This is a genomic window from Listeria tempestatis, assembly GCF_963575625.1.
Lineage (GTDB): Bacteria > Bacillota > Bacilli > Lactobacillales > Listeriaceae > Listeria > Listeria tempestatis.
Genome location: NZ_CAUYTK010000008.1, coordinates 1 through 18,630 on the forward strand (window position 1 = coordinate 1; position 18,630 = coordinate 18,630).

General features: G+C 39.4%; 21 protein-coding genes. 14 read left to right on the forward strand and 7 right to left on the reverse strand.

The genetic code is table 11. The features are described 5' to 3' along the window. Nucleotides 1–228 precede the first annotated feature (228 nt). From R8923_RS10030 to yugI, 4 genes are all read right to left on the reverse strand, one after another. Entirely contained in the window at nucleotides 229–987 is a 759-nt protein-coding gene (locus R8923_RS10030) for a DeoR/GlpR family DNA-binding transcription regulator (protein WP_485872744.1), read from the reverse strand. 63 nt (nucleotides 988–1,050) lie between these two features. Further along, entirely contained in the window at nucleotides 1,051–2,403 is a 1,353-nt protein-coding gene (locus R8923_RS10035; RefSeq protein WP_485872643.1) for a glucose-6-phosphate isomerase, read from the reverse strand. 75 nt (nucleotides 2,404–2,478) lie between these two features. Continuing rightward, complete coding sequence (locus R8923_RS10040) at nucleotides 2,479–2,901, reverse strand: NUDIX hydrolase (RefSeq protein ID WP_485872644.1); 423 nt, start codon at nucleotides 2,899–2,901, stop codon at nucleotides 2,479–2,481. A gap of 177 nt (nucleotides 2,902–3,078) precedes the next feature. After that, entirely contained in the window at nucleotides 3,079–3,429 is a 351-nt protein-coding gene (yugI, locus tag R8923_RS10045; protein WP_485872645.1) for a S1 domain-containing post-transcriptional regulator GSP13, read from the reverse strand. Nucleotides 3,430–3,591: 162 nt separating this feature from the next. On the opposite strand from yugI, the gene R8923_RS10050 reads away from it, so the two are divergent. The 3 genes from R8923_RS10050 to R8923_RS10060 all read left to right on the forward strand — a co-directional run bounded on the left by R8923_RS10050 (nucleotide 3,592) and on the right by R8923_RS10060 (nucleotide 6,692). Then, on the forward strand, nucleotides 3,592–4,761 hold the full coding sequence (locus R8923_RS10050) for a MalY/PatB family protein (RefSeq protein WP_485872646.1): 1,170 nt from the start codon (nucleotides 3,592–3,594) through the stop codon (nucleotides 4,759–4,761). A gap of 153 nt (nucleotides 4,762–4,914) precedes the next feature. Next, a complete protein-coding gene (locus tag R8923_RS10055) occupies nucleotides 4,915–6,012 on the forward strand; it encodes an ABC transporter permease (protein WP_485872647.1) in 1,098 nt (365 codons plus the stop codon). Next, on the forward strand, nucleotides 6,012–6,692 hold the full coding sequence (locus tag R8923_RS10060) for an ABC transporter ATP-binding protein (protein ID WP_485872648.1): 681 nt from the start codon (nucleotides 6,012–6,014) through the stop codon (nucleotides 6,690–6,692). The genes R8923_RS10055 and R8923_RS10060 overlap by 1 nt, the downstream gene beginning before the upstream one ends. Nucleotides 6,693–6,761: 69 nt before the next feature. On the opposite strand, the gene R8923_RS10065 is transcribed toward R8923_RS10060, so the two are convergent. After that, nucleotides 6,762–7,073, reverse strand: a complete 312-nt coding sequence (locus R8923_RS10065; protein WP_485872649.1) for a PTS sugar transporter subunit IIB — start codon at nucleotides 7,071–7,073, stop codon at nucleotides 6,762–6,764. A 225-nt stretch (nucleotides 7,074–7,298) separates the two neighbouring features. On the opposite strand from R8923_RS10065, the gene R8923_RS10070 reads away from it, so the two are divergent. Beyond that, entirely contained in the window at nucleotides 7,299–8,660 is a 1,362-nt protein-coding gene (locus tag R8923_RS10070; protein WP_485872650.1) for an aspartate kinase, read from the forward strand. A gap of 35 nt (nucleotides 8,661–8,695) precedes the next feature. Here R8923_RS10070 and R8923_RS10075 read toward each other — a convergent pair whose 3' ends face one another. Continuing rightward, a complete protein-coding gene (locus R8923_RS10075; protein ID WP_485872651.1) occupies nucleotides 8,696–9,283 on the reverse strand; it encodes a peptidylprolyl isomerase in 588 nt (195 codons plus the stop codon). Between the two features lie 238 nt (nucleotides 9,284–9,521). Here R8923_RS10075 and R8923_RS10080 point away from each other — a divergent pair, with 238 nt between their 5' ends. The 8 genes from R8923_RS10080 to mnhG all read left to right on the forward strand — a co-directional run bounded on the left by R8923_RS10080 (nucleotide 9,522) and on the right by mnhG (nucleotide 16,954). After that, on the forward strand, nucleotides 9,522–10,730 hold the full coding sequence (locus R8923_RS10080; protein WP_485872652.1) for a lmo2377 family MFS transporter: 1,209 nt from the start codon (nucleotides 9,522–9,524) through the stop codon (nucleotides 10,728–10,730). 238 nt (nucleotides 10,731–10,968) lie between these two features. Beyond that, a complete protein-coding gene (locus R8923_RS10085; protein WP_485872653.1) occupies nucleotides 10,969–13,383 on the forward strand; it encodes a Na+/H+ antiporter subunit A in 2,415 nt (804 codons plus the stop codon). Further along, nucleotides 13,370–13,792, forward strand: a complete 423-nt coding sequence (locus R8923_RS10090) for a Na(+)/H(+) antiporter subunit B (protein WP_485872654.1) — start codon at nucleotides 13,370–13,372, stop codon at nucleotides 13,790–13,792. Before R8923_RS10085 ends, R8923_RS10090 begins: the two co-directional genes overlap by 14 nt. Then, nucleotides 13,792–14,139, forward strand: a complete 348-nt coding sequence (locus R8923_RS10095; RefSeq protein WP_088809822.1) for a Na(+)/H(+) antiporter subunit C — start codon at nucleotides 13,792–13,794, stop codon at nucleotides 14,137–14,139. The genes R8923_RS10090 and R8923_RS10095 overlap by 1 nt, the downstream gene beginning before the upstream one ends. After that, nucleotides 14,132–15,616 (forward strand): Na+/H+ antiporter subunit D, encoded by a 1,485-nt coding sequence (locus R8923_RS10100; protein WP_485872745.1) that lies wholly within the window; start codon nucleotides 14,132–14,134, stop codon nucleotides 15,614–15,616. Before R8923_RS10095 ends, R8923_RS10100 begins: the two co-directional genes overlap by 8 nt. Before the next feature lie 6 nt (nucleotides 15,617–15,622). Continuing rightward, on the forward strand, nucleotides 15,623–16,102 hold the full coding sequence (locus R8923_RS10105) for a Na+/H+ antiporter subunit E (protein ID WP_485872655.1): 480 nt from the start codon (nucleotides 15,623–15,625) through the stop codon (nucleotides 16,100–16,102). Next, nucleotides 16,099–16,386, forward strand: coding sequence for a Na(+)/H(+) antiporter subunit F1 (locus tag R8923_RS10110; protein ID WP_088815737.1), 288 nt, complete (start codon nucleotides 16,099–16,101; stop codon nucleotides 16,384–16,386). Before R8923_RS10105 ends, R8923_RS10110 begins: the two co-directional genes overlap by 4 nt. Continuing rightward, on the forward strand, nucleotides 16,370–16,954 hold the full coding sequence (gene mnhG, locus R8923_RS10115; RefSeq protein WP_485872656.1) for a monovalent cation/H(+) antiporter subunit G: 585 nt from the start codon (nucleotides 16,370–16,372) through the stop codon (nucleotides 16,952–16,954). The genes R8923_RS10110 and mnhG overlap by 17 nt, the downstream gene beginning before the upstream one ends. 41 nt (nucleotides 16,955–16,995) lie before the next feature. On the opposite strand, the gene menI is transcribed toward mnhG, so the two are convergent. Then, entirely contained in the window at nucleotides 16,996–17,367 is a 372-nt protein-coding gene (gene menI, locus R8923_RS10120; protein WP_485872746.1) for a 1,4-dihydroxy-2-naphthoyl-CoA hydrolase MenI, read from the reverse strand. Nucleotides 17,368–17,485: 118 nt separating this feature from the next. Here menI and R8923_RS10125 point away from each other — a divergent pair, with 118 nt between their 5' ends. Further along, nucleotides 17,486–17,968, forward strand: coding sequence for a divergent PAP2 family protein (locus tag R8923_RS10125; protein ID WP_485872657.1), 483 nt, complete (start codon nucleotides 17,486–17,488; stop codon nucleotides 17,966–17,968). An 89-nt stretch (nucleotides 17,969–18,057) separates the two neighbouring features. Beyond that, nucleotides 18,058–18,480: a hypothetical protein gene (locus R8923_RS10130; protein ID WP_485872747.1), complete on the forward strand. Its 423-nt coding sequence runs from the start codon at nucleotides 18,058–18,060 to the stop codon at nucleotides 18,478–18,480. The last annotated feature ends 150 nt before the right edge of the window (nucleotides 18,481–18,630 follow it).

Consider the following 18,630-nt stretch of genomic DNA (forward strand, 5'->3'; position numbering starts at 1 on the left):
CCTGTCCTATGAATTGATTGGTGAAACATCTGTTTCATCGCTTTTTCATCTTCGTTTTGTTCAGTTTTCAAAGGTCATTCTTTCTTTTGTCCTGTGCGCGCTTAACGCATCAGCAACGTTTATAAATATACCAACTTTTTATGCATTCGTCAATAGTTTTTCTCATTTTTTTTTAATATCCTAAAAAACAATTTATTTTTGAGTGCATAAATGATTATTTTGATACGTTTAAGTTATGTATATTTGAACTCCTTTTTCTTCAAATTGAAGCTTTAGAACGGGATCTATTTCGCTTCCTGTAATAATATAGGAGAGCTCGTCGAGTTCCGCATATTTATATAGCGATAGCCTTCCAAACTTTGTATGATCAGTCACTAGGATAACTTCATCGGCAGAGTGAATCATTTCTTGTTTGGCGGGGACGAGATATTCGTCGTAGTGCATTAAACCTTTGTCACTGTCTAAAGCCGGAGTTGTCACGAATGCTTTGTGGACATGTAAATTGCGCAAGGTGCCACTTGTTATCATACCATTTAAGATATAGGTTTCTGGGTAGACGACTCCACCTGTTACGATAATTTTTGATTTTGAGAAGCGCAAAATGGAGGCGGCATTAATATCATTTGTGATGATAGTCAGGCCTGAACGCCCTTTTAATGCTTCCGCTATATGTCCTGTTGTAGTACCAGCATCGAGAAGAATTGTATCACCTTCTTCGACCATTTCAGCTGCATAAGTCGCAATTTTCTTTTTTTCTTCGTAGCGGACTTCGCTTCGTTTTTTCCAGTCGGGTTCTGAAACGACCTTTTCTTCTATCATAACGCCTCCGTGGGTCCGCTTTAGTTTTTTATCTTTTTCAAGCGCTGTTAAATCGCGGCGGATAGTTGCTTCGTGAACTTCAAAGTGTTTCGCAAGTTCACTTACCGTTGCAATTTTTCGTGAGCGAACATATTGGACAATCGCGCGCTTTCGTTCAATAGAGAGCATCATCTTCCTCCTTTCCTGCAAAAGAAAAGAGCCCTTACAAAACGCAAGGACTCCTCGAACATTTTAGTCGTTTAAGCGTTTTTCAAGTTCCGCTTTTTTCTCTTCAAATCCTGGTTTCCCTAAAAGTGCGAACATGTTTGCCTTGTATGCTTCGACACCTGGTTGATCAAACGGATTTACACCGTTTAAGTAGCCGCTAATGCCTACTGCTTTTTCAAAGAAGTAAACGAGGTAACCAAATGTGTATGGGTCAAGCGCTGGTACTTCAACTACAAAATTCGGCACTTCGCCATCCGTATGTGCAAGAAGCGTACCTTCAAAAGCTTTCGTATTCACAAAATCAACTGTTTCGCCAGCTAAATAATTTAAACCGTCAAGATCAACTTCTTCTTTATTAATGGTTAAATTATGACGCGGAGTTTTCACTTTGACTACCGTCTCGAAAAGGTTGCGACGACCGTCTTGAATATACTGACCTAGTGAATGCAAATCAGTTGAGAAGCTCGCGCTAGATGGATAGATACCTTTTTGGTCTTTCCCTTCGCTTTCGCCAAACAATTGTTTCCACCATTCATTGAAGTATTGAAGTCCTGGTTCGTAGCTAATTAAAAGCTCTGTTACCTTCCCTTTTCTGTACAGCACGTTACGTGCTGCCGCATATTGATACGCGATATTTTCTTTTAAAGAAGGTTTTGAGAAGTCTTTACTTGCAGCTTCTGCGCCTTCCATCATTTTCTTGATGTCTACGCCGCTTACTGCGATTGGTAGAAGTCCAACTGCGGTTAAAACGGAGAATCGTCCGCCAACATCATCTGGAACTACGAATGTTTCATAGCCTTCGTTATCAGATAGTGTTTTAAGTGCGCCTTTTGCTTTATCTGTTGTAGCATAAATACGCGTTTTTGCTTCTTCTTTGCCATATTTTTTCTCTAAAAGTTCTTTAAATACGCGGAATGCGATAGCTGGTTCTGTTGTTGTACCGGATTTTGAAATTACGTTTACAGAGAAGTCTCGGTCGCCAACAACTTCTAGTAAATCATGTAAATATATGGAGCTAATGCTATTTCCCGCAAAGAAAACTTGTGGCGTTTTGCGGTCCGCTTTGTCTAGTACATTATAGAAGGAATGATTTAGTGTTTCAATTGCAGCACGTGCGCCTAAGTAGGAACCACCAATGCCGATAACAATTAAAACTTCGGAATCATTTTTAATTTTTTCTGCTGATTTTAAAATGCGTGCAAACTCTTCCTTATCATAATTACTTGGCAAATCAACCCAGCCGAGATAATCACTTCCTGCCCCAGTACCATTATGTAGCATGTCATGCGCTGCTTTTACTGCAGGTTCCATGTACTCTAATTCGCGTTCTTCAAAAAAACGCAATGCTTTGGAATAATCAAAACTAATGTGTGTCATTATTTTCCCTCCAAAAATTATAAAGATTTCTGTTTTAACTTTATATCAAAAAGTGAACTTTAGCAAGGAATGTCGCTAGCTGACAGGAAATTCATTGTGGTGATCATAGAGCACCCCTTTATCAAAAATCAGCTTATTAAGAGGTGTCTTTTCTAGTTCAAGAAGGCCGTCTGCTGTAGGAATTGACAACCATTTTACACGAAAAACACTTTCATCATTTTCCGGCCAATTAAAATCTCCCATTGCGGTTGCACGGAACACAATTGTGCAGACATGCTCCCATTCCGTCCTACGTTCTTTACAGAAAAGGAGGCTGTCAACGGAAATGGTCACATTCGTTTGTTGTTTAACTTTAAGAATTAGCGCTTCTTCCATTGTTTGATCTTTCTCGACGGCACCTCCTGGGAATCCCCAAGAAAGATCTCGTTTACGCACTGCTAAAATCTCATCTTTTTTCTCATTATAGATAAATCCTTCAACGTTAATTGTTCTTTTCATGGTATCCTCCCTTTTCATATGAGAATGATTAAACTACTTAAAACAATCAGATGCTTGTTACTCCCGATTAAATACTGACTAATTATCAATTGATGAAATACTAAATAAAACGTGAATTGTCTGACTTTTTAAAATAAAGATTCGGAAGCTTCTTTCGAGAGAAGTTTCCAAACACACTTACTTGTCCGCTTTCTGAACCCATTCTTGCAGTTTATCTCGGAGTGTATTAAAACCTTCATCAACACCTTGAGTCTCTTTTTTAGGCGAAAAATTTCTTTCCGGTTTTACTTCCTCCGTTGCACGAATCGAAAGACTAATTTTATTATTTTCAGCATCCATATCAAGAATTTTAACTTTCACTTCTTGTCCGATTTCTAAAAAATCATGGATATCTTTAACAAAACCATGCGTCACTTCTGAAATATGCACAAGTCCTTGCGTTTTATCATCAAGCGCTACAAATGCTCCGTAACCCTGAATTCCTGCGACTTTCCCTGTTACAACGTCGCCTACTTTAAATGTACTCATCTTAAAACACACCCGCTTTCCAAAATACCGATAATACACAATTATACCACTTGCTTAAGATTACCACAATTATTCATTACTTTGATTAAAGCTAATGCAGCTTCCTAAAATTGTGTTACAATGGCATTATAAAATGATAGGTAAGTTAAAGGAGGAACTAGTATGAGTCAATTTGATGAAGTCATTCCACGTCTAAATACAAATTCAGAGAAATGGGACGGGGCGGAAGCGTTATTTGGGAGGAAAGATATTGTTCCGATGTGGGTTGCCGATATGGATTTTCGGGCACCAAAGCCTGTTTTAGATGCTTTTCATAAACGAATTGACCACGGCGTCTTCGGCTATACGAAATGTGAGGATGGCATGACAAAAGCTATTTTAAATTGGAATAAAACGCGGCATGACTTTGCCGTTGATCCAGAATCGATTTTATATAATGCGGCTGTTGTCCCTTCGATTTCACTTGCAATTCGTGCACTAACTAAGCCTTCGGATAAAGTTTTAATGCATTCGCCAATTTATCCGCCATTTTTCAAAGTGACTGGGGATGAAACGAAACGCGAAGTCGTATTATCACCGTTAAAATACACGAACAAACGGTTTGAAATGGATTTTGGCGATTTAGAGCAAAAGCTAGCCCAAAATGATATAAAGTTATTTTTACTTTGCAACCCTCAAAATCCAGGCGGAGTTTCCTGGAAAAAAGAAGAACTTGTACAGTTGGTTGAGCTTTGTGAACGCTATAATGTACCGATTGTCTCAGATGAAATTCATGCGGACTTAGTGATGAAACATCACATACATACGCCGCTTGTCAAGGTGGCGCCGCATTATAAAAATCAAATTATTACGTTAATGGCCCCAACAAAAACGTTTAATTTGGCGGCTTTGAAAGTTTCGTATTTAATTATTGATAATCCAGATTATCGCGCGAAATTTCGTGAGTTACAGCAATATGTGCATACGCCAGGCATTAATGAGTTTGGTCAAATCGCGCTTGAGACGGCTTACAATGAAGGCGCGGAATGGCTAGATGAGTTGCGTGATTACATTTATGAAAACTTTCAATATGTCAAAGCGGAATTGAATGCCCGCTGTCCTGAAATTGGTGTGACGGAGCTTGAAGCGACTTATCTTATGTGGCTCGATGCAAGGGCACTTAAGAAAGATGAAGCGGCGTTGTATCAAGACATTATTGATGCGGGTTGTGGTGTTCAGATGGGGTCAGGCTTTGGCGCGGTTGGCGATAAATTTATTCGTTTGAATATCGCTTGTCCACGAGAAACGCTCAAAAAAGGTGTCACCGCACTCATCGCGGGGATTCAAAAATAGTAAACTTGAACCAGGCTGATATTCAGTCTGGTTTTTAAATCGGGGTTTTGGTAATTAACTAGGAACCTTGTTATACTAAAATTGCAGTATGGTTCTTAGGGGGAACGAGGAAAATCGTTTTTCTTTATTTTTGTGAAAGGAGATGAATAATTTATGTTTTTAGGGCTACGTGAAATGCTCTATTCAAAATTGCGATACATACTTGTAACAGGCATCATGGTTTTGATTATGTTGCTCTCATTAATACTTTCTGGTCTTGCAAATGGTCTGGCGTATGATAATGCTTCTGCTGTTGCCGATAACGGGGTTCCGTTTTATGCGATTGCAAAAGATGCACAGGGCAAAGTGTCACGCTCGTTGTTTGATGAAAGCGAGCTCGCTAGTGTACAGGAGGATAAAAGTGTAAAAGATGCAGCGGTGCTTGGGCAATCCATGCAAACATTGAAGCGTGAAAGCGATGATAAAAAGTTTAGTATTGCTTTTTTCGCCATTCAACCGGGTACTTTTCTTGATCCGAAAATCTCTTCTGGGAAAGGCTTAGAGGTAACTAAGCCCGATGAAATTGTAGTAGATTCTTCTTTGAAAAAAGATGGGATTAAGCTTGGGGACATTTTGATGGACGACCAGCTGAACAAGGAACTGACAGTCGTTGGTTTTACCGAAAACAAAAAATATAGTCACGCGCCTGTCGTTTATATTAATATGCCAACTTGGCAATCGATTAATCCCGTTTTATATCACCAAAAAACACCACAAGTGAGCGCCATCGCTATTCAACCTAAAGGTGATTCCGTTCATTTAGCCAATAAAGATTTATCCGTTTTAACCCAAGCAGAATTTTTAGATCAAATTCCGGGTTATTCTGCTGAGCAAATGACACTAAATATGATGATTTATTTCCTAATTGTGATTGGTGGCTTTATTTTAACGGCCTTCTTCTATGTGATGACGCTTCAAAAGACGACACAATTTGGAATTTTAAAAGCGCTAGGTACGAAGTCCAGCTATATCGCGGTGAGCGTTATCACACAAGTCATTGTGATTTCCCTCATTAGTATTTTAATTAGTGTTGGTGTCACGCTCTTACTTCCGAACGTGCTTCCAGAGGCCATGCCATTCCGCTTGTCAGGCTTCACAATTAGCTTATATAGCGTGATTTTCTTCGTTGTGGCCCTGATTGGTTCACTGCTTTCTATGTGGAAAATTAATAAAGTTGATGCGCTTGATGCAATTCGCGGAGGTGATGAATAATGCGTCCAATTTTACAATTTGAAGGTGTTACTAAAAACTACAAATCTGGTCCCACTACGATTCATGCTTTGCGTGAGACCCATTTTGAAGCAAGCAGCGGTGAACTAATTGCAATTGTCGGACCGAGTGGATCTGGTAAAAGTACTTTCTTGTCACTGGCGGGGGCGCTTCTTACGCCTACAGATGGCAAAATCATTTTAAACGGGCAAGAAATTAGTCAGCTAACAAAAAAAGAACAGACGCAAATTCGTCTGACGGAAATCGGTTTTATTTTTCAAGCTGCGCACCTTGTTCCTTATCTTCGCGTGGTCGATCAAGTGCGCTTTATCGGGCAACAAGCCAAGCAAAGTAAAGATGCGGTGACAGAAAAGAGTGTCGCCCTTTTGAATCACCTTGGTCTCGAAACACGGACAACTTTTTATCCTAAAGATTTATCTGGGGGTGAAAAACAACGGGTTGCGATTGCGCGTGCTTTAATTAATTCACCGTCTATTATTTTGGCGGATGAACCGACGGCTAGTCTTGATAGCGAGCGGAGCCGAGAGGTTGTGCAATTACTTCGAAGCGAGGTAGAAGGTACGGAACGCGCGGCGATTATGGTTACGCATGATGAGCGGATGCTTGATTTATGCGACCATGTTTACCGTATGGAAGATGGACGTTTAACAAAAGAACATTGAGCATGATGGCACAAAAAAACGAACTTTCCCGAAACAGGAAAGTTCGTTTTTTTATGATACAAATTGTCTTTATTTATTTTCTTCAATTAATTTAAGTGCTTGAGCGTAAACTGTTTCGCCATCCATTTTCCCGTATGCCATCATATCAATAACATCAACTGGAATGCGTCCTGCAGCTGCATCTTTAACTGTTTTTTCTTGGTAACGCACTTGTGGGCCAAGCAGTACGACATCTGCATCTTTAATAACTTCATTAATTTCAGCAATGGAATACGCAGCAATTTTAACTTCGTCACCTTTTGCAGCTGCTGCTTTTTCCATTTTTGTAACTAGTAAGCTTGTGGACATCCCTGCCGCACAGATTAAAACGATATTTTTCATTTCTATTCTTCCTTTCCAATTAAACGGCTATTGTTGTAACACTATTATTATACAATATGCGCAGTATGTTAAACAAGTAAACGTTATCAGTAACTTTATTACAGTAAATATACACTAATTTTTAAAATAAACTAAAAATAGATTGCACTTTTTCTCTAAAAGAGCGATAATAGACAGAAAATACATAAAATTTCGCTTAAATTGAGCTAGACAGGAGTTGTGTACATGAAAGTCGTTAAATTTGGTGGGAGCTCACTTGCTTCCGGACTTCAACTGAATAAAGTATTAGATGTTGTAAAAAGTGATGATCTGCGTAAAATCATTGTCGTTTCTGCGCCTGGGAAGCGTTTTGCTGATGATACGAAAGTAACTGATCTTCTTATCGATTGTGCGGCGAAGGCCTTACTCTCTGAAGACACGACGGACATTTTCAATCAAATTATCGCACGCTATCATGATATTGTGCTGGATACTGGTATGGATGAGGCTGTCATACGAGAAATTAGTGAAAATTTAACAACCATTTTGCAATCTGACAAATCTAATCCCGACAAATTTATGGATAAAATGAAAGCTAGCGGCGAGGACAATAACGCAAAATTAGTTGCCGCGTTTTTCAACCACCAAGGGGTTCCTGCTACTTATGTGAATCCAAAAGAGGCGGGTCTTTTCGTGACCGAAGACCATGCCCATGCGCAAGTTTTACAAGAATCCTACGACAATCTTTTTGCACTGCGTGACTACCCGGGACTTGTCGTTTTTCCTGGCTTCTTCGGCTACACGAAGTCTGGTGAAATTACCACTTTTTCACGCAGTGGCTCAGATATTACAGGTGCAATTGTTGCAAACGGAATCCAAGCTGAACTTTATGAAAACTTCACTGATGTTGATGCTGTTTTTGTAGTAAACCCTGCTATTGTCAAAAAACCTCAGCAAGTATCCGAACTAACGTACCGCGAAATGCGTGAACTTTCCTATGCTGGTTTTTCGGTTTTCCATGATGAAGCGCTAATTCCAGCATTCCGAGCAGGTATTCCAGTGCATATAAAAAATACGAACAATCCCGAAAGCACTGGTACTCGTGTCATTCACGAGCGAGACACTACGAATGGTCCTGTTGTTGGGATTGCTAGCGATGACGGGTTTTGTAGCATTTACATTAGTAAATATTTGATGAACCGGGAAATCGGTTTTGGTAGACGCGTCCTCGAAATCCTTGAACAGGCAGGGTTAAACTATGAACATATGCCGTCTGGAATTGATGATTTAACCATTATCTTGCGGGAAAATCAACTCGATGCGGCTTTAGAAGAAAAACTAATCAACGAACTCACGCACAAATTAAATGCCGACCTGGTTTCCGTCGAACACGACCTTTCTCTCATTATGATTGTAGGCGAAGCAATGCGCCAAAATATTGGAACAACATTTCGAGCTAGCCGTGCACTTTCAAATGCACATGTTAATATCGAAATGATTAACCAAGGCTCATCTGAAGTTAGCATTATGTTTGGCGTCAAAAAAGACGATGAGCGGACAGCCGTTCAAGCCCTTTATAATGAATTTTTCCAAGAAGTAGAGGTATAATAAAAAGCGAGGACAACCGTCACTCGCTTTTTTAGCTATTCCACAATATTAATTTTTTCGATGACAACATCATGAACGGGTTTATCTTGCGCACCTGTTTGAACACCTGCAATGTTATCTACAACGTCCATGCCTTCAATAACATGCCCAAAAACAGTGTGGCGTCCATCTAACCACGGGGTTCCGCCTTCTTTGTATGCTTCAATAATTTCTGTAGGGAAACCAGCTTCTTCCATTTGGCCAATCATTTCTACTGGCATATCTGGTTTTTGCACAATGAAAAATTGGCTTCCATTTGTATTTGGACCAGCATTAGCCATAGATAGCGCACCGCGTAGGTTAAACGCATTTTTTGAAAATTCATCTTCAAATGGCGCCCCCCAAATACTCTCGCCGCCTGTTCCGATTCCGTCAGGGTCGCCGCCTTGAATCATAAATTCAGGGATTACACGATGGAAAATCAAACCGTCGTAATAACCATTTTTCGCATGTGTCACAAAGTTCTGAACGGTCTTTGGTGCCACCTCTTTGAAAAGCTTCAGTTTGATTGTGCCGCGATTTGTAACCATTTCAGCTAAGATTTCATTTTCAGCAATTTCTTTTGATAATTGAGGATATGTCATATATGATTAGCTCCTTTGTCATAATTTACCTTCCAAACCAGATTATTAAAAGATTTACGAAAACCGCAACCATATAAAGTACTAAAATTGTTGCGAGTGTCCATATGATAATTTTTTTAACCATGAGGCGCTCCTTTTGTTAGAAGAGCGACTCTTGCCGCTCTGATTTATTCAGTACTTCTTTATTCTAATAAAAAACTGCGCGTTTTGAAACTAAAACGAATGGAGATGTCAAAATATGTCAGTAAAAAAACGTAATTTATACATTTGCATGCTGGCGAATTTACTAATGTCCGCTAGTACAACGATGATTATGCCCTTTTTATCTCTTTATATTGAAACATTTGGTGACCAGGACCCGGCTTACGTACAAAAATGGGCTGGCTATATATTCGGCGTTACTTTTCTAGTCGCCTTTATTTTTTCACCTATTTGGGGACGAATTGGTGACCGGTTCGGCTATAAAAAAATTCTTATCTTCACTTCATTTGGTATGGCAATTAGTATATTTCTAATGGGTTTTGCTCATTCTGTTACATACTTATTTATTTTGCGAATCTTTATGGGGGTTGTTACTGGGTTTATTGGAATTTCAAACGCGTTTATCGCGCGTCAAACTGATAAACATGAAGCCGGAAAAATTCTCGGTACGCTCCAACTCGGCGGGGTTACTGGTATGTTATTTGGCCCGCTAATTGGTGGCGCTATGGCGGATTTGTTCGGTTTCAAAAATACTTTCACTGTAACGGGTATCGCCATTTTAATTGCCTCATTTCTCGTTGCTTTTGGTTTAAAGGAAGTGCGAAGCGAAACACAAAAAGCAGGTCGTCCCATTTATTCGCGGAGAGCCGTCTTGAAGAAAATTTTTACCTTAAGAGTGCTTTTTACTGTGATGATTATTACGGCACTTATCCAAATTGCAAACTTCAGTGTTCAGCCGCTTCTTGCGCTTTATGTGGGTGAGATGACGCATTCATCTAATGTAGCTTTCATGTCCGGGCTTGCTTTCTCTGCTACAGGTTTTGGTAATCTTGTGATGACGCGTAGTTGGGGGCGTCTTGGTGATAAATACGGGTATGAAAAAATCTTAAATATTTTGCTAATTCTTGCGGCGCTTACGGTGATTCCACAAGCATTTGTTTCACATTTATGGACGTTTATTATTTTTCGGTTTTTATTCGGCATTGCGATTGGCGGTATGGTTCCTTGTATCACAGCCTATATTCGCCTTGCCGCTCCGGGCGCCATGCAAGGTGAGATGCTTGGCTATAACCAAAGTGCACGTTTTCTAGGAAATGTTATCGGTCCAATTCTCGGGGGAACGCTTGCAGGTTTTGTTGGTATCAACAATGTCTTTTTATTCATGAGTGGCATGTTTTTCGTTGCTTTTTTCATTTTACTTTATGCCCTTCACGCGGATAGAAAACGCAATCTTAATGTAGATTAAGTTGAAAAGATGATTCAATGTTACTTTTAAAACTTAGTATGACTTGATATGATCATTTGTTGACGTTTATCTTAGAGGTGGAAAACTTGTTAAAAGAACAAGCTTTCCACCTTTTTTTTCACCAAAAAAGTATGCTATAATAAATTGTGTTTGCTTTTTTTAAAAAAATGTAAGTACTTGCTTGAAAAAATAAAAATAAATCATTTAAAATAGATTATTAAAAAAGGAGGAACCGATTTTGTCATTGTTGCATCTTGCAATCATTCTGCCATTTATTGTGGCACTTATAATCCCGCTTATTTATAAGTGGACCAAAAAAATTCATACTGGTTGGCTTGTTCTACCGGTTCCAATCATTCTCTTCATCTACTTCCTAACGTTTATCCCTGAAACAATAGACGGTGCTATCATAAAAACATTCGCTTGGATTCCTCGATACGGCATTAACTTCACTGTTGTAGTAGATGGTCTAAGCCTGTTGTTTGCTCTTTTAATTACAGGAATTGGTGCGCTCGTTGTCTTCTACTCCATTTATTATTTAGGAAAAAACAAGGAGCGTTTGAATAATTTTTATGCCTTCTTGATGATTTTTATGACGGCAATGCTTGGCGTTGTACTTAGCGATAACCTTATCGTCCTTTACCTATTTTGGGAATTGACTTCGATTAGTTCCTTCCTGCTAATTGGCTACTGGTATCACCGTGAACGCTCTCGCTACGGTGCTAGAAAATCAATGATGATAACCGTTTTTGGCGGTTTAATGATGCTTGGTGGCTTTTTAATGCTACACATCATGACTGATAGTTTTTCCATTCGGGAAATTCTTGCAGCTAGTGAAGCTATCTCACAAAACGCCCTCTTTATCCCAGCAATGATTTTAATCTTACTTGGCGCATTTACAAAATCCGCTCAGGTTCCTTTTCATATTTGGCTCCCAGACGCGATGGAAGCTCCTACACCTGTCAGCGCTTATCTTCACTCTGCCACAATGGTTAAGGCAGGTATTTATATCGTTGCACGCTTTACACCACTTTTCGCTGTTTCCCCAGTTTGGTTTTGGACGGTGACAATAGTTGGTAGCATTACACTCTTATGGGGGTCTATAAACGCGACGAAGAAAAATGATTTGAAGGCCATCTTAGCCTATTCCACCATCAGTCAACTTGGTTTAATAATGACACTACTTGGAGTTGGAGCGGCCAGCCTACATTTCGATAATTTAAGCGATAATATATATGTTCTTGCCGTTGTCGCTGCTGTTTTCCACCTTTTCAATCACGCGACATTCAAAGGAAGTCTATTTATGATGACAGGCATTATCGACCATGAAACCGGCACGCGTGACATTAGACGTCTTGGCGGACTCATGCGTATCATGCCTATCACCGCAACAATCGCTTTTATCGGAACGTTTTCGATGGCTGGATTGCCACCTTTTAACGGTTTTTTGAGTAAAGAAATGTTTTTAGAGAGCCTTGTTAACCTCACGCACCTTAATCTTTGGAATGCGGAGACTTGGGGAATACTTATTTTAATTAGTGCGTGGATTGCTAGCGTATTTACGTTTACGTATAGTATGATCATCTTCTTTAAGACTTTCACTGGCAAGCAAAAACCGTATTTAATGCCAAAGAAACCTCATGAGGCACCTTTTGGTTTGCTACTACCTCCCTCCATTTTGGCTGCACTTGTACTTTTAATTGGACTATTTCCCAATTTAATTGCCGCACCAATTTTAGAACCTGCTGTGAAAGCTATTGTACCATCGCTTGCGACAAATGATGATTTCCACATCCACATTAGCCTTTGGCACGGGATTACACCAGCGTTGCTTATGACCATTGGTATTGTTATTATCGGGATATTAGTTTATAAGACGTATCGTTACTGGAAACCTTTTATTACAACACGAGTGCCTAAAATGCTCCGAATTGGCAAGAGTTACGATAAAGGTATGTCATACCTCGAACAAGGCTCCTATCGTTTAACGATGACCATCATGACGGGATGGCTGCGCACTTATTTGAACTACATGTTATTTGCTTTTATTGTTCTTGTTCTTGGGTCACTCATTATGACAGGCTCATTAAATTTCAACTTTAATAACTTAACGTCTGTCACACTTGTGGACTATGTTTTAGCCGCGGTAATTCTTGTAACCTTAGTGGGTACGGTTTTCTCGAAATCGCGCATTACTTCTATCATCTTACTCGGTGCGATGGGCTACACGATTAGTATTTTCTTTGTAATTGCTCGTGCTCCGGATCTTGCGCTAACGCAGCTTGTGATTGAAACGATTTCGGTTGTGCTTTATTTACTCGTTTTCTATCATTTGCCACAATTTAGTAATATTGAAGAAAAACCGCGATTCTTTTCGGTTAAAACATTTTTAAGTATTGGCGTCGGCATTACAATTACACTGGTCGCATTATCTGCCTACGACACAACTTTTTATGATTCCATTTCACAATATTACATTGATAACACGTATAAAGAAGCGGCTGGGAAAAACATTGTAAACGTCATTCTTGTTGACTTCCGTGGCTTCGATACATTGTTTGAAACGACTGTTCTTGCCATTGCATCTATCGGGATTTTCCAGATGATTAAATTACGACTTACGAAACGGAGGGAGAAAAATGAAAACCAATGACGTACTGCTGCGCAATGTCACAAAAGTAGTTGCATTTATCATCTTTTTATTTTCACTGCACCTCTTTTTCGCAGGGCATTATAATCCTGGCGGCGGGTTTGTAGCTGGACTTACGAGTGCTGGTGCCATTACACTCACCCTCCTTGCTTACGATATTAAAACAGTGAAAAGCATGCTGAATATGCATACCATGATTATTACAGCTACCGGCCTTATTTTCGTCGTAGGGACTGGACTACTTGGTGTATTAAACGGAAAACCCTTTTTGACACATTTATATGGTCATGTTGATTTACCTGTTTTAGGCGATGTATCGCTGCATACTGCAACACTTTTTGACTTAGGCGTTTATCTTGTTGTTGTCGGTGTGACACTTACTATTATTCAAACGATTGGGGAGAGTGACTAATGGAATTATTAATGTCTATCCTCATCGGTTTAATGTTTGCCGCTGCTGTTTATTTAATTTTATCAAAAAGTTTATTACGGATTATTATTGGGACAGCGATTTTAAGCCACGGTGTCAATTTGCTTGTTTTGACGATGGGCGGAATTAAACGTGGTGATGTGCCTATTTTAGGTTTAAAGGTCACGGCCTCTTATAATGATCCATTGCCACAAGCGCTCATTTTAACTGCCATTGTAATTAGCTTTGGCGTCACCGCTTTTTTCCTAGTTTTAGCTTACCGAGCATATCAAGAATTAGACAGCGAGAGCGTATCCAAAACGAGAGGACATGAAGCCGATGATGAATAATATTATTTTACTACCTATTTTTATCCCGTTAATCGGCGCAATTATTTTAATGTTAGCGCCAAAAAAAGTCATCGTTCAGCGCACCATTGCACTGATTATGAGTTTACTACTTGTTGCTTCAGACCTTTTCTTACTTTTTTATGTAAAAAATAATGGTATCATAACGCTTAATATTGGCAACTGGCGTGCGCCTTTTGGAATTACAATCGTAGCCGATATGTTTGCCACTCTTCTAGTCGTCACAACCAGTTTAGTACTGACTTGTGTGGTTATTTATTCGTTTTACACAATTGGTAAGGCACGTGAAAAGTTCCTTTACTACCCGTCCGTTTTATTTCTCATCGTTGGTGTTAACGGGTCCTTTTTAACAGGTGATATATTCAACTTATTCGTGTTTTTCGAAGTTATGCTGATGGCTTCCTATGTTTTACTCGTCATTGGGGGCACGCAAATCCAGCTAAAAGCAACAATTAAATACTTGCTCATCAATGTGATTGGCTCTGCTTTTTTCGTCGTCTCAATCGGTATTTTATATTCGATGATTGGTACATTAAACATGGCGGATATTTCTCAAAAAATTAACGCTCTGCACGGTGCAAATACTGGTATGATAAGCGTTTCCGCTGTGATGTTTCTGTTTGTTTTCGGTTTAAAAGCTGGACTCTTTCCGCTTTACTTCTGGCTACCCGGATCCTATTTCGCGCCACCAATGCCTGTCCTCGCACTATTTGGTGCACTTTTAACAAAAGTTGGTGTTTACGCCATCATTCGTACGTACAGCTTATTTTTCGCAAAAGAAACAACTTTTGCGCTGCCGCTTCTCGGCATCTTGGCAATTATGACCATCATTTTAGGCGTGATTGGTGTCATTAGTTATTATGATTTGAAAACGATTGTGATTTATAATATTTTAATTGCAATTGGCGCGATTTTATTCAGCGTTTCCATCATGACGCGCGAATCCATGACCGGTGCCGTTTACTACCTAATTCACGATATGATTATTAAATCGGCGCTTTTCCTTATAATAGGTGTTATTATGGCCATAACAGGCACCTCCACAGTTAAGAAATTTAGCGGCTTGATGACTGTAAAGCCAACGCTCGGCTGGTCATTTTTCATCGCAATTTTAGCGATTGCTGGGATCCCACCACTGAGCGGATTTTTTGGAAAACTATTGATGGTAGAAGGCGCCTTTAGTACTGGCGAAATCTTCCCCGGTATCGTCATTCTTCTATCAAGCTTATTCGTTTTAATGTCACTCATCAAAGTGTTTACACGCGGATTTTGGGGTGAGAAAAGCGGAAAATTCAATCTCGCTATTCCCTATAAGAAAATGATGCTTCCTGTCGTTATTTTACTTGCTTGTTCCGTTTTATACGGCGTCTTTTCAAATGCGCTTTATCCATTTATCGCTGACGCTGTTGACCCTATTATCGATCCAAATATTTATATTCATGCTGTGATAAAGGAGTGATGACGCATGGCATTTCAATTAATCATTAATGTTATTTTAGCTTGCTTTTGGATGTTCCTTGAGTCATCCTTCACATTCGGCACATTTATTATTGGCTTTGTAATTGGGATTGTGCTTTTATTCTTCATGCGGCGCTTTCTTGGCTCAACCTTCTACTTGTTCCGCCTCTTTGCGCTCGTTAAACTGTTATACAATTTTCTGCATGACTTAATCGCATCAACCATTCACGTGAGCCGTATTGTCTTAAAAAAAGATATGAACATTCGTCCAGGAATTTTTAGATACGATACTTTGTTAGAAACTGACTGGGAAGTGACCATGCTCGCGCTTATGATTACACTCACGCCTGGAACGCTTTCAATTGATATTTCTGACGATTATAAATCGATTTATGTTCATTCATTACATGTACCAAATATCGAAGAAGAAATTGCCACCATTCGAAAATCTTATGAAGGTGCCATTATGGAGGTGTTTCACGGATGATTTTAAAAATTGCCCTATCCATCGCACTTTTACTTTATTCCATTTCTACTTTTCTATACTTGTACCGTATTTTAAAAGGTCCTACTACATCGGATAAAGTTGTCGCACTTGATTCTATTGGTATGAATTTAGTCGCTACGGTAGCACTTCTATCCATGTTTTATGACACAAATGCCTATCTAGATGTCATCCTTTTAATTGCACTTCTTGCATTTATCGGAACGGTTTCCTTCTCTAAATTTATTGAGAAAGGTAAGGTGATTGATCGTGAACGTGATAATTGAAATCATTATTTCTATTATGGTTCTACTTGGTGGTTTATTAAGTATTTTGGCTGCTATTGGTGTCATTCGCCTGCCCGATGTCTATACGCGTACACACGCAGCCGGTATTAGCAATACATTCGGTGTTAGCATTCTTCTATTTGCGACAGTTGGCTTCTTTTTCCATTCTGGTGAAGGTTTCAATGCCCGCGTCTTGCTCGCCGTTTTCTTTATTTATTTAACAACACCTGTTGCTTCTCATCTTATCAACCGTGCGGCCTATGATACAGGTGTCCCGCTCGCAATTCGAATTCGTGACCAATTGCGTTCGGTTAAGAAAGATGAAATTAAAGCACGGAAAAACTTAATTATTCAGCAAGAACAAATTGAAAAAGCGCGTCAAGAGAAAGAGGAGCTCGAAGACCGTTTAGACTACGAGCTTCGCGAGGAACAAATTGATGCCCGCGAACGGAATGAAGATCTGGAGCGCGAGCGTGACGAGCAGACCATCGAGGAAGAAGCGGACGATTCGGAAGACCAAATCATCGAACAAGATGATAGCGACTCAGAAAAAAAACAAGACGATTAAATTAAAAAGCCCGATTCCATGTGAGGATTTCGGGTTTTTGTTTACCTATTTCGTTTTTTCTTGACGGCAATTGTGACTCGGCTAACGCAAATGATTTGGCCATTTGTCTCAATTTGAACTTGCCAAACTTGGGTTGTGCGACCAATATGTACGGGTTCTGCTACGGCGTAAACGTCTCCACTTTGAACGCTTCTCAGGTGACTAGCATTTATGTCCAAACCAAAGGCGATTTCATCTTCTGGGACTAATAGCGCAGCGCCTAGGCTAGCTGCATGTTCTGCAAGCGCTACTGAAACACCTCCGTGCAAATAACCAAATGGTTGTTTCACTTTATCCGTAACTGGTAATTTTAGTTTAACGTAACCTTTTTCAGCGGACACTACTTCAATTCCGATATTTTCTCCAAAATCCATCATTTCACCGCCCTTTTTCTTTTATTATAAAGCTTTTCAGGAATTTGGCAAAAATTGGGTTTCCATTAGTTTGATTGTGGTAAAATAAGAATAAAGAAGAGAGACTGGGGAGATTGCTATGACCGTTTTTGAAAATGTACCTTTGGTAGCTTCAATTGTTGCCATTTTATTTGCTCAATTTGTTAAAGTCCCAATTCGCTTAATGATTTCGGGAAAGTTGGAATGGGGACTAATGTTTTCAACTGGTGGCATGCCTAGCTCCCACTCTGCTGCGGTGACTGCTTTAATGACCACTCTTGCAATCGAACATGGCTTAAGCTCACCATTTTTCGCAATTGCTGTCGTATTTGGCATTATCGTTATGTTTGATGCGACTGGCGTTAGACGTCAAGCGGGCGAGCAAGCTGCTGTTTTAAATAAACTCGTGAGTGACTTCCAAGAATTTGTGGAACATGCGAAAGGTTTAACGGCTTCTGAACAAGCTGAAAAACAAAAACATTTAAAAGAACTTTTAGGCCATAAACCGATGGAAGTATTTTTCGGTGCCATAACTGGTATTATAATTGGCTTTTTCATTGCCTTTTTGATGGGAATTTTATAAAATTTCACTAATCTGTCACAGTATTTCTATTTTCATCATGATAAAATGAAGATAAGGCTACGAACAGAGGAAGTGATATTTTGATTACCGTGGTAAAATTCTTAGATGCACGAACTGAAGAGCTAGTCAATTACTGGCTAAGTACCTACTATGTTCGCTCAGAAGAATATGCGCTTCGCAGGCACGCCGAAGGTTTTTTAGAAGCCGAGCGTCGTGAAGCTATCCTTATCTTTAAAAAAGCACTACAATGTTTTGAGAAAAACGAGCGTATCCCTTATATAGATGAAATTGTTGAAGATCGCCGTGATATGCAAACACCATTTCATGACGCTTATATAAACTTAGAGACTTTTTTCACTGCTATAAATGAGTTTTTAATGATTCATTACGAAAAGAAAACGCTAAATTGCTCACAAAATGCCCTTTTTAAAATCCTTTTAGAAATTCGAAAAATAGAAACCATATCTTGCTTGGCGCTCGTGAATGGGTATCATTCTAATTCATTTGAATAATTCTTATGTACGGAAGAACCATGTCAGTGCATGGTTCTTTTTAAAACATTTACAACTCGGTAGAACAACATGAAAGCAATCTCATTTTGTAGCTGCTAAGAATTAAAACAATCCATTGACCATACAATTATCAATGTATCAAAATCAAAA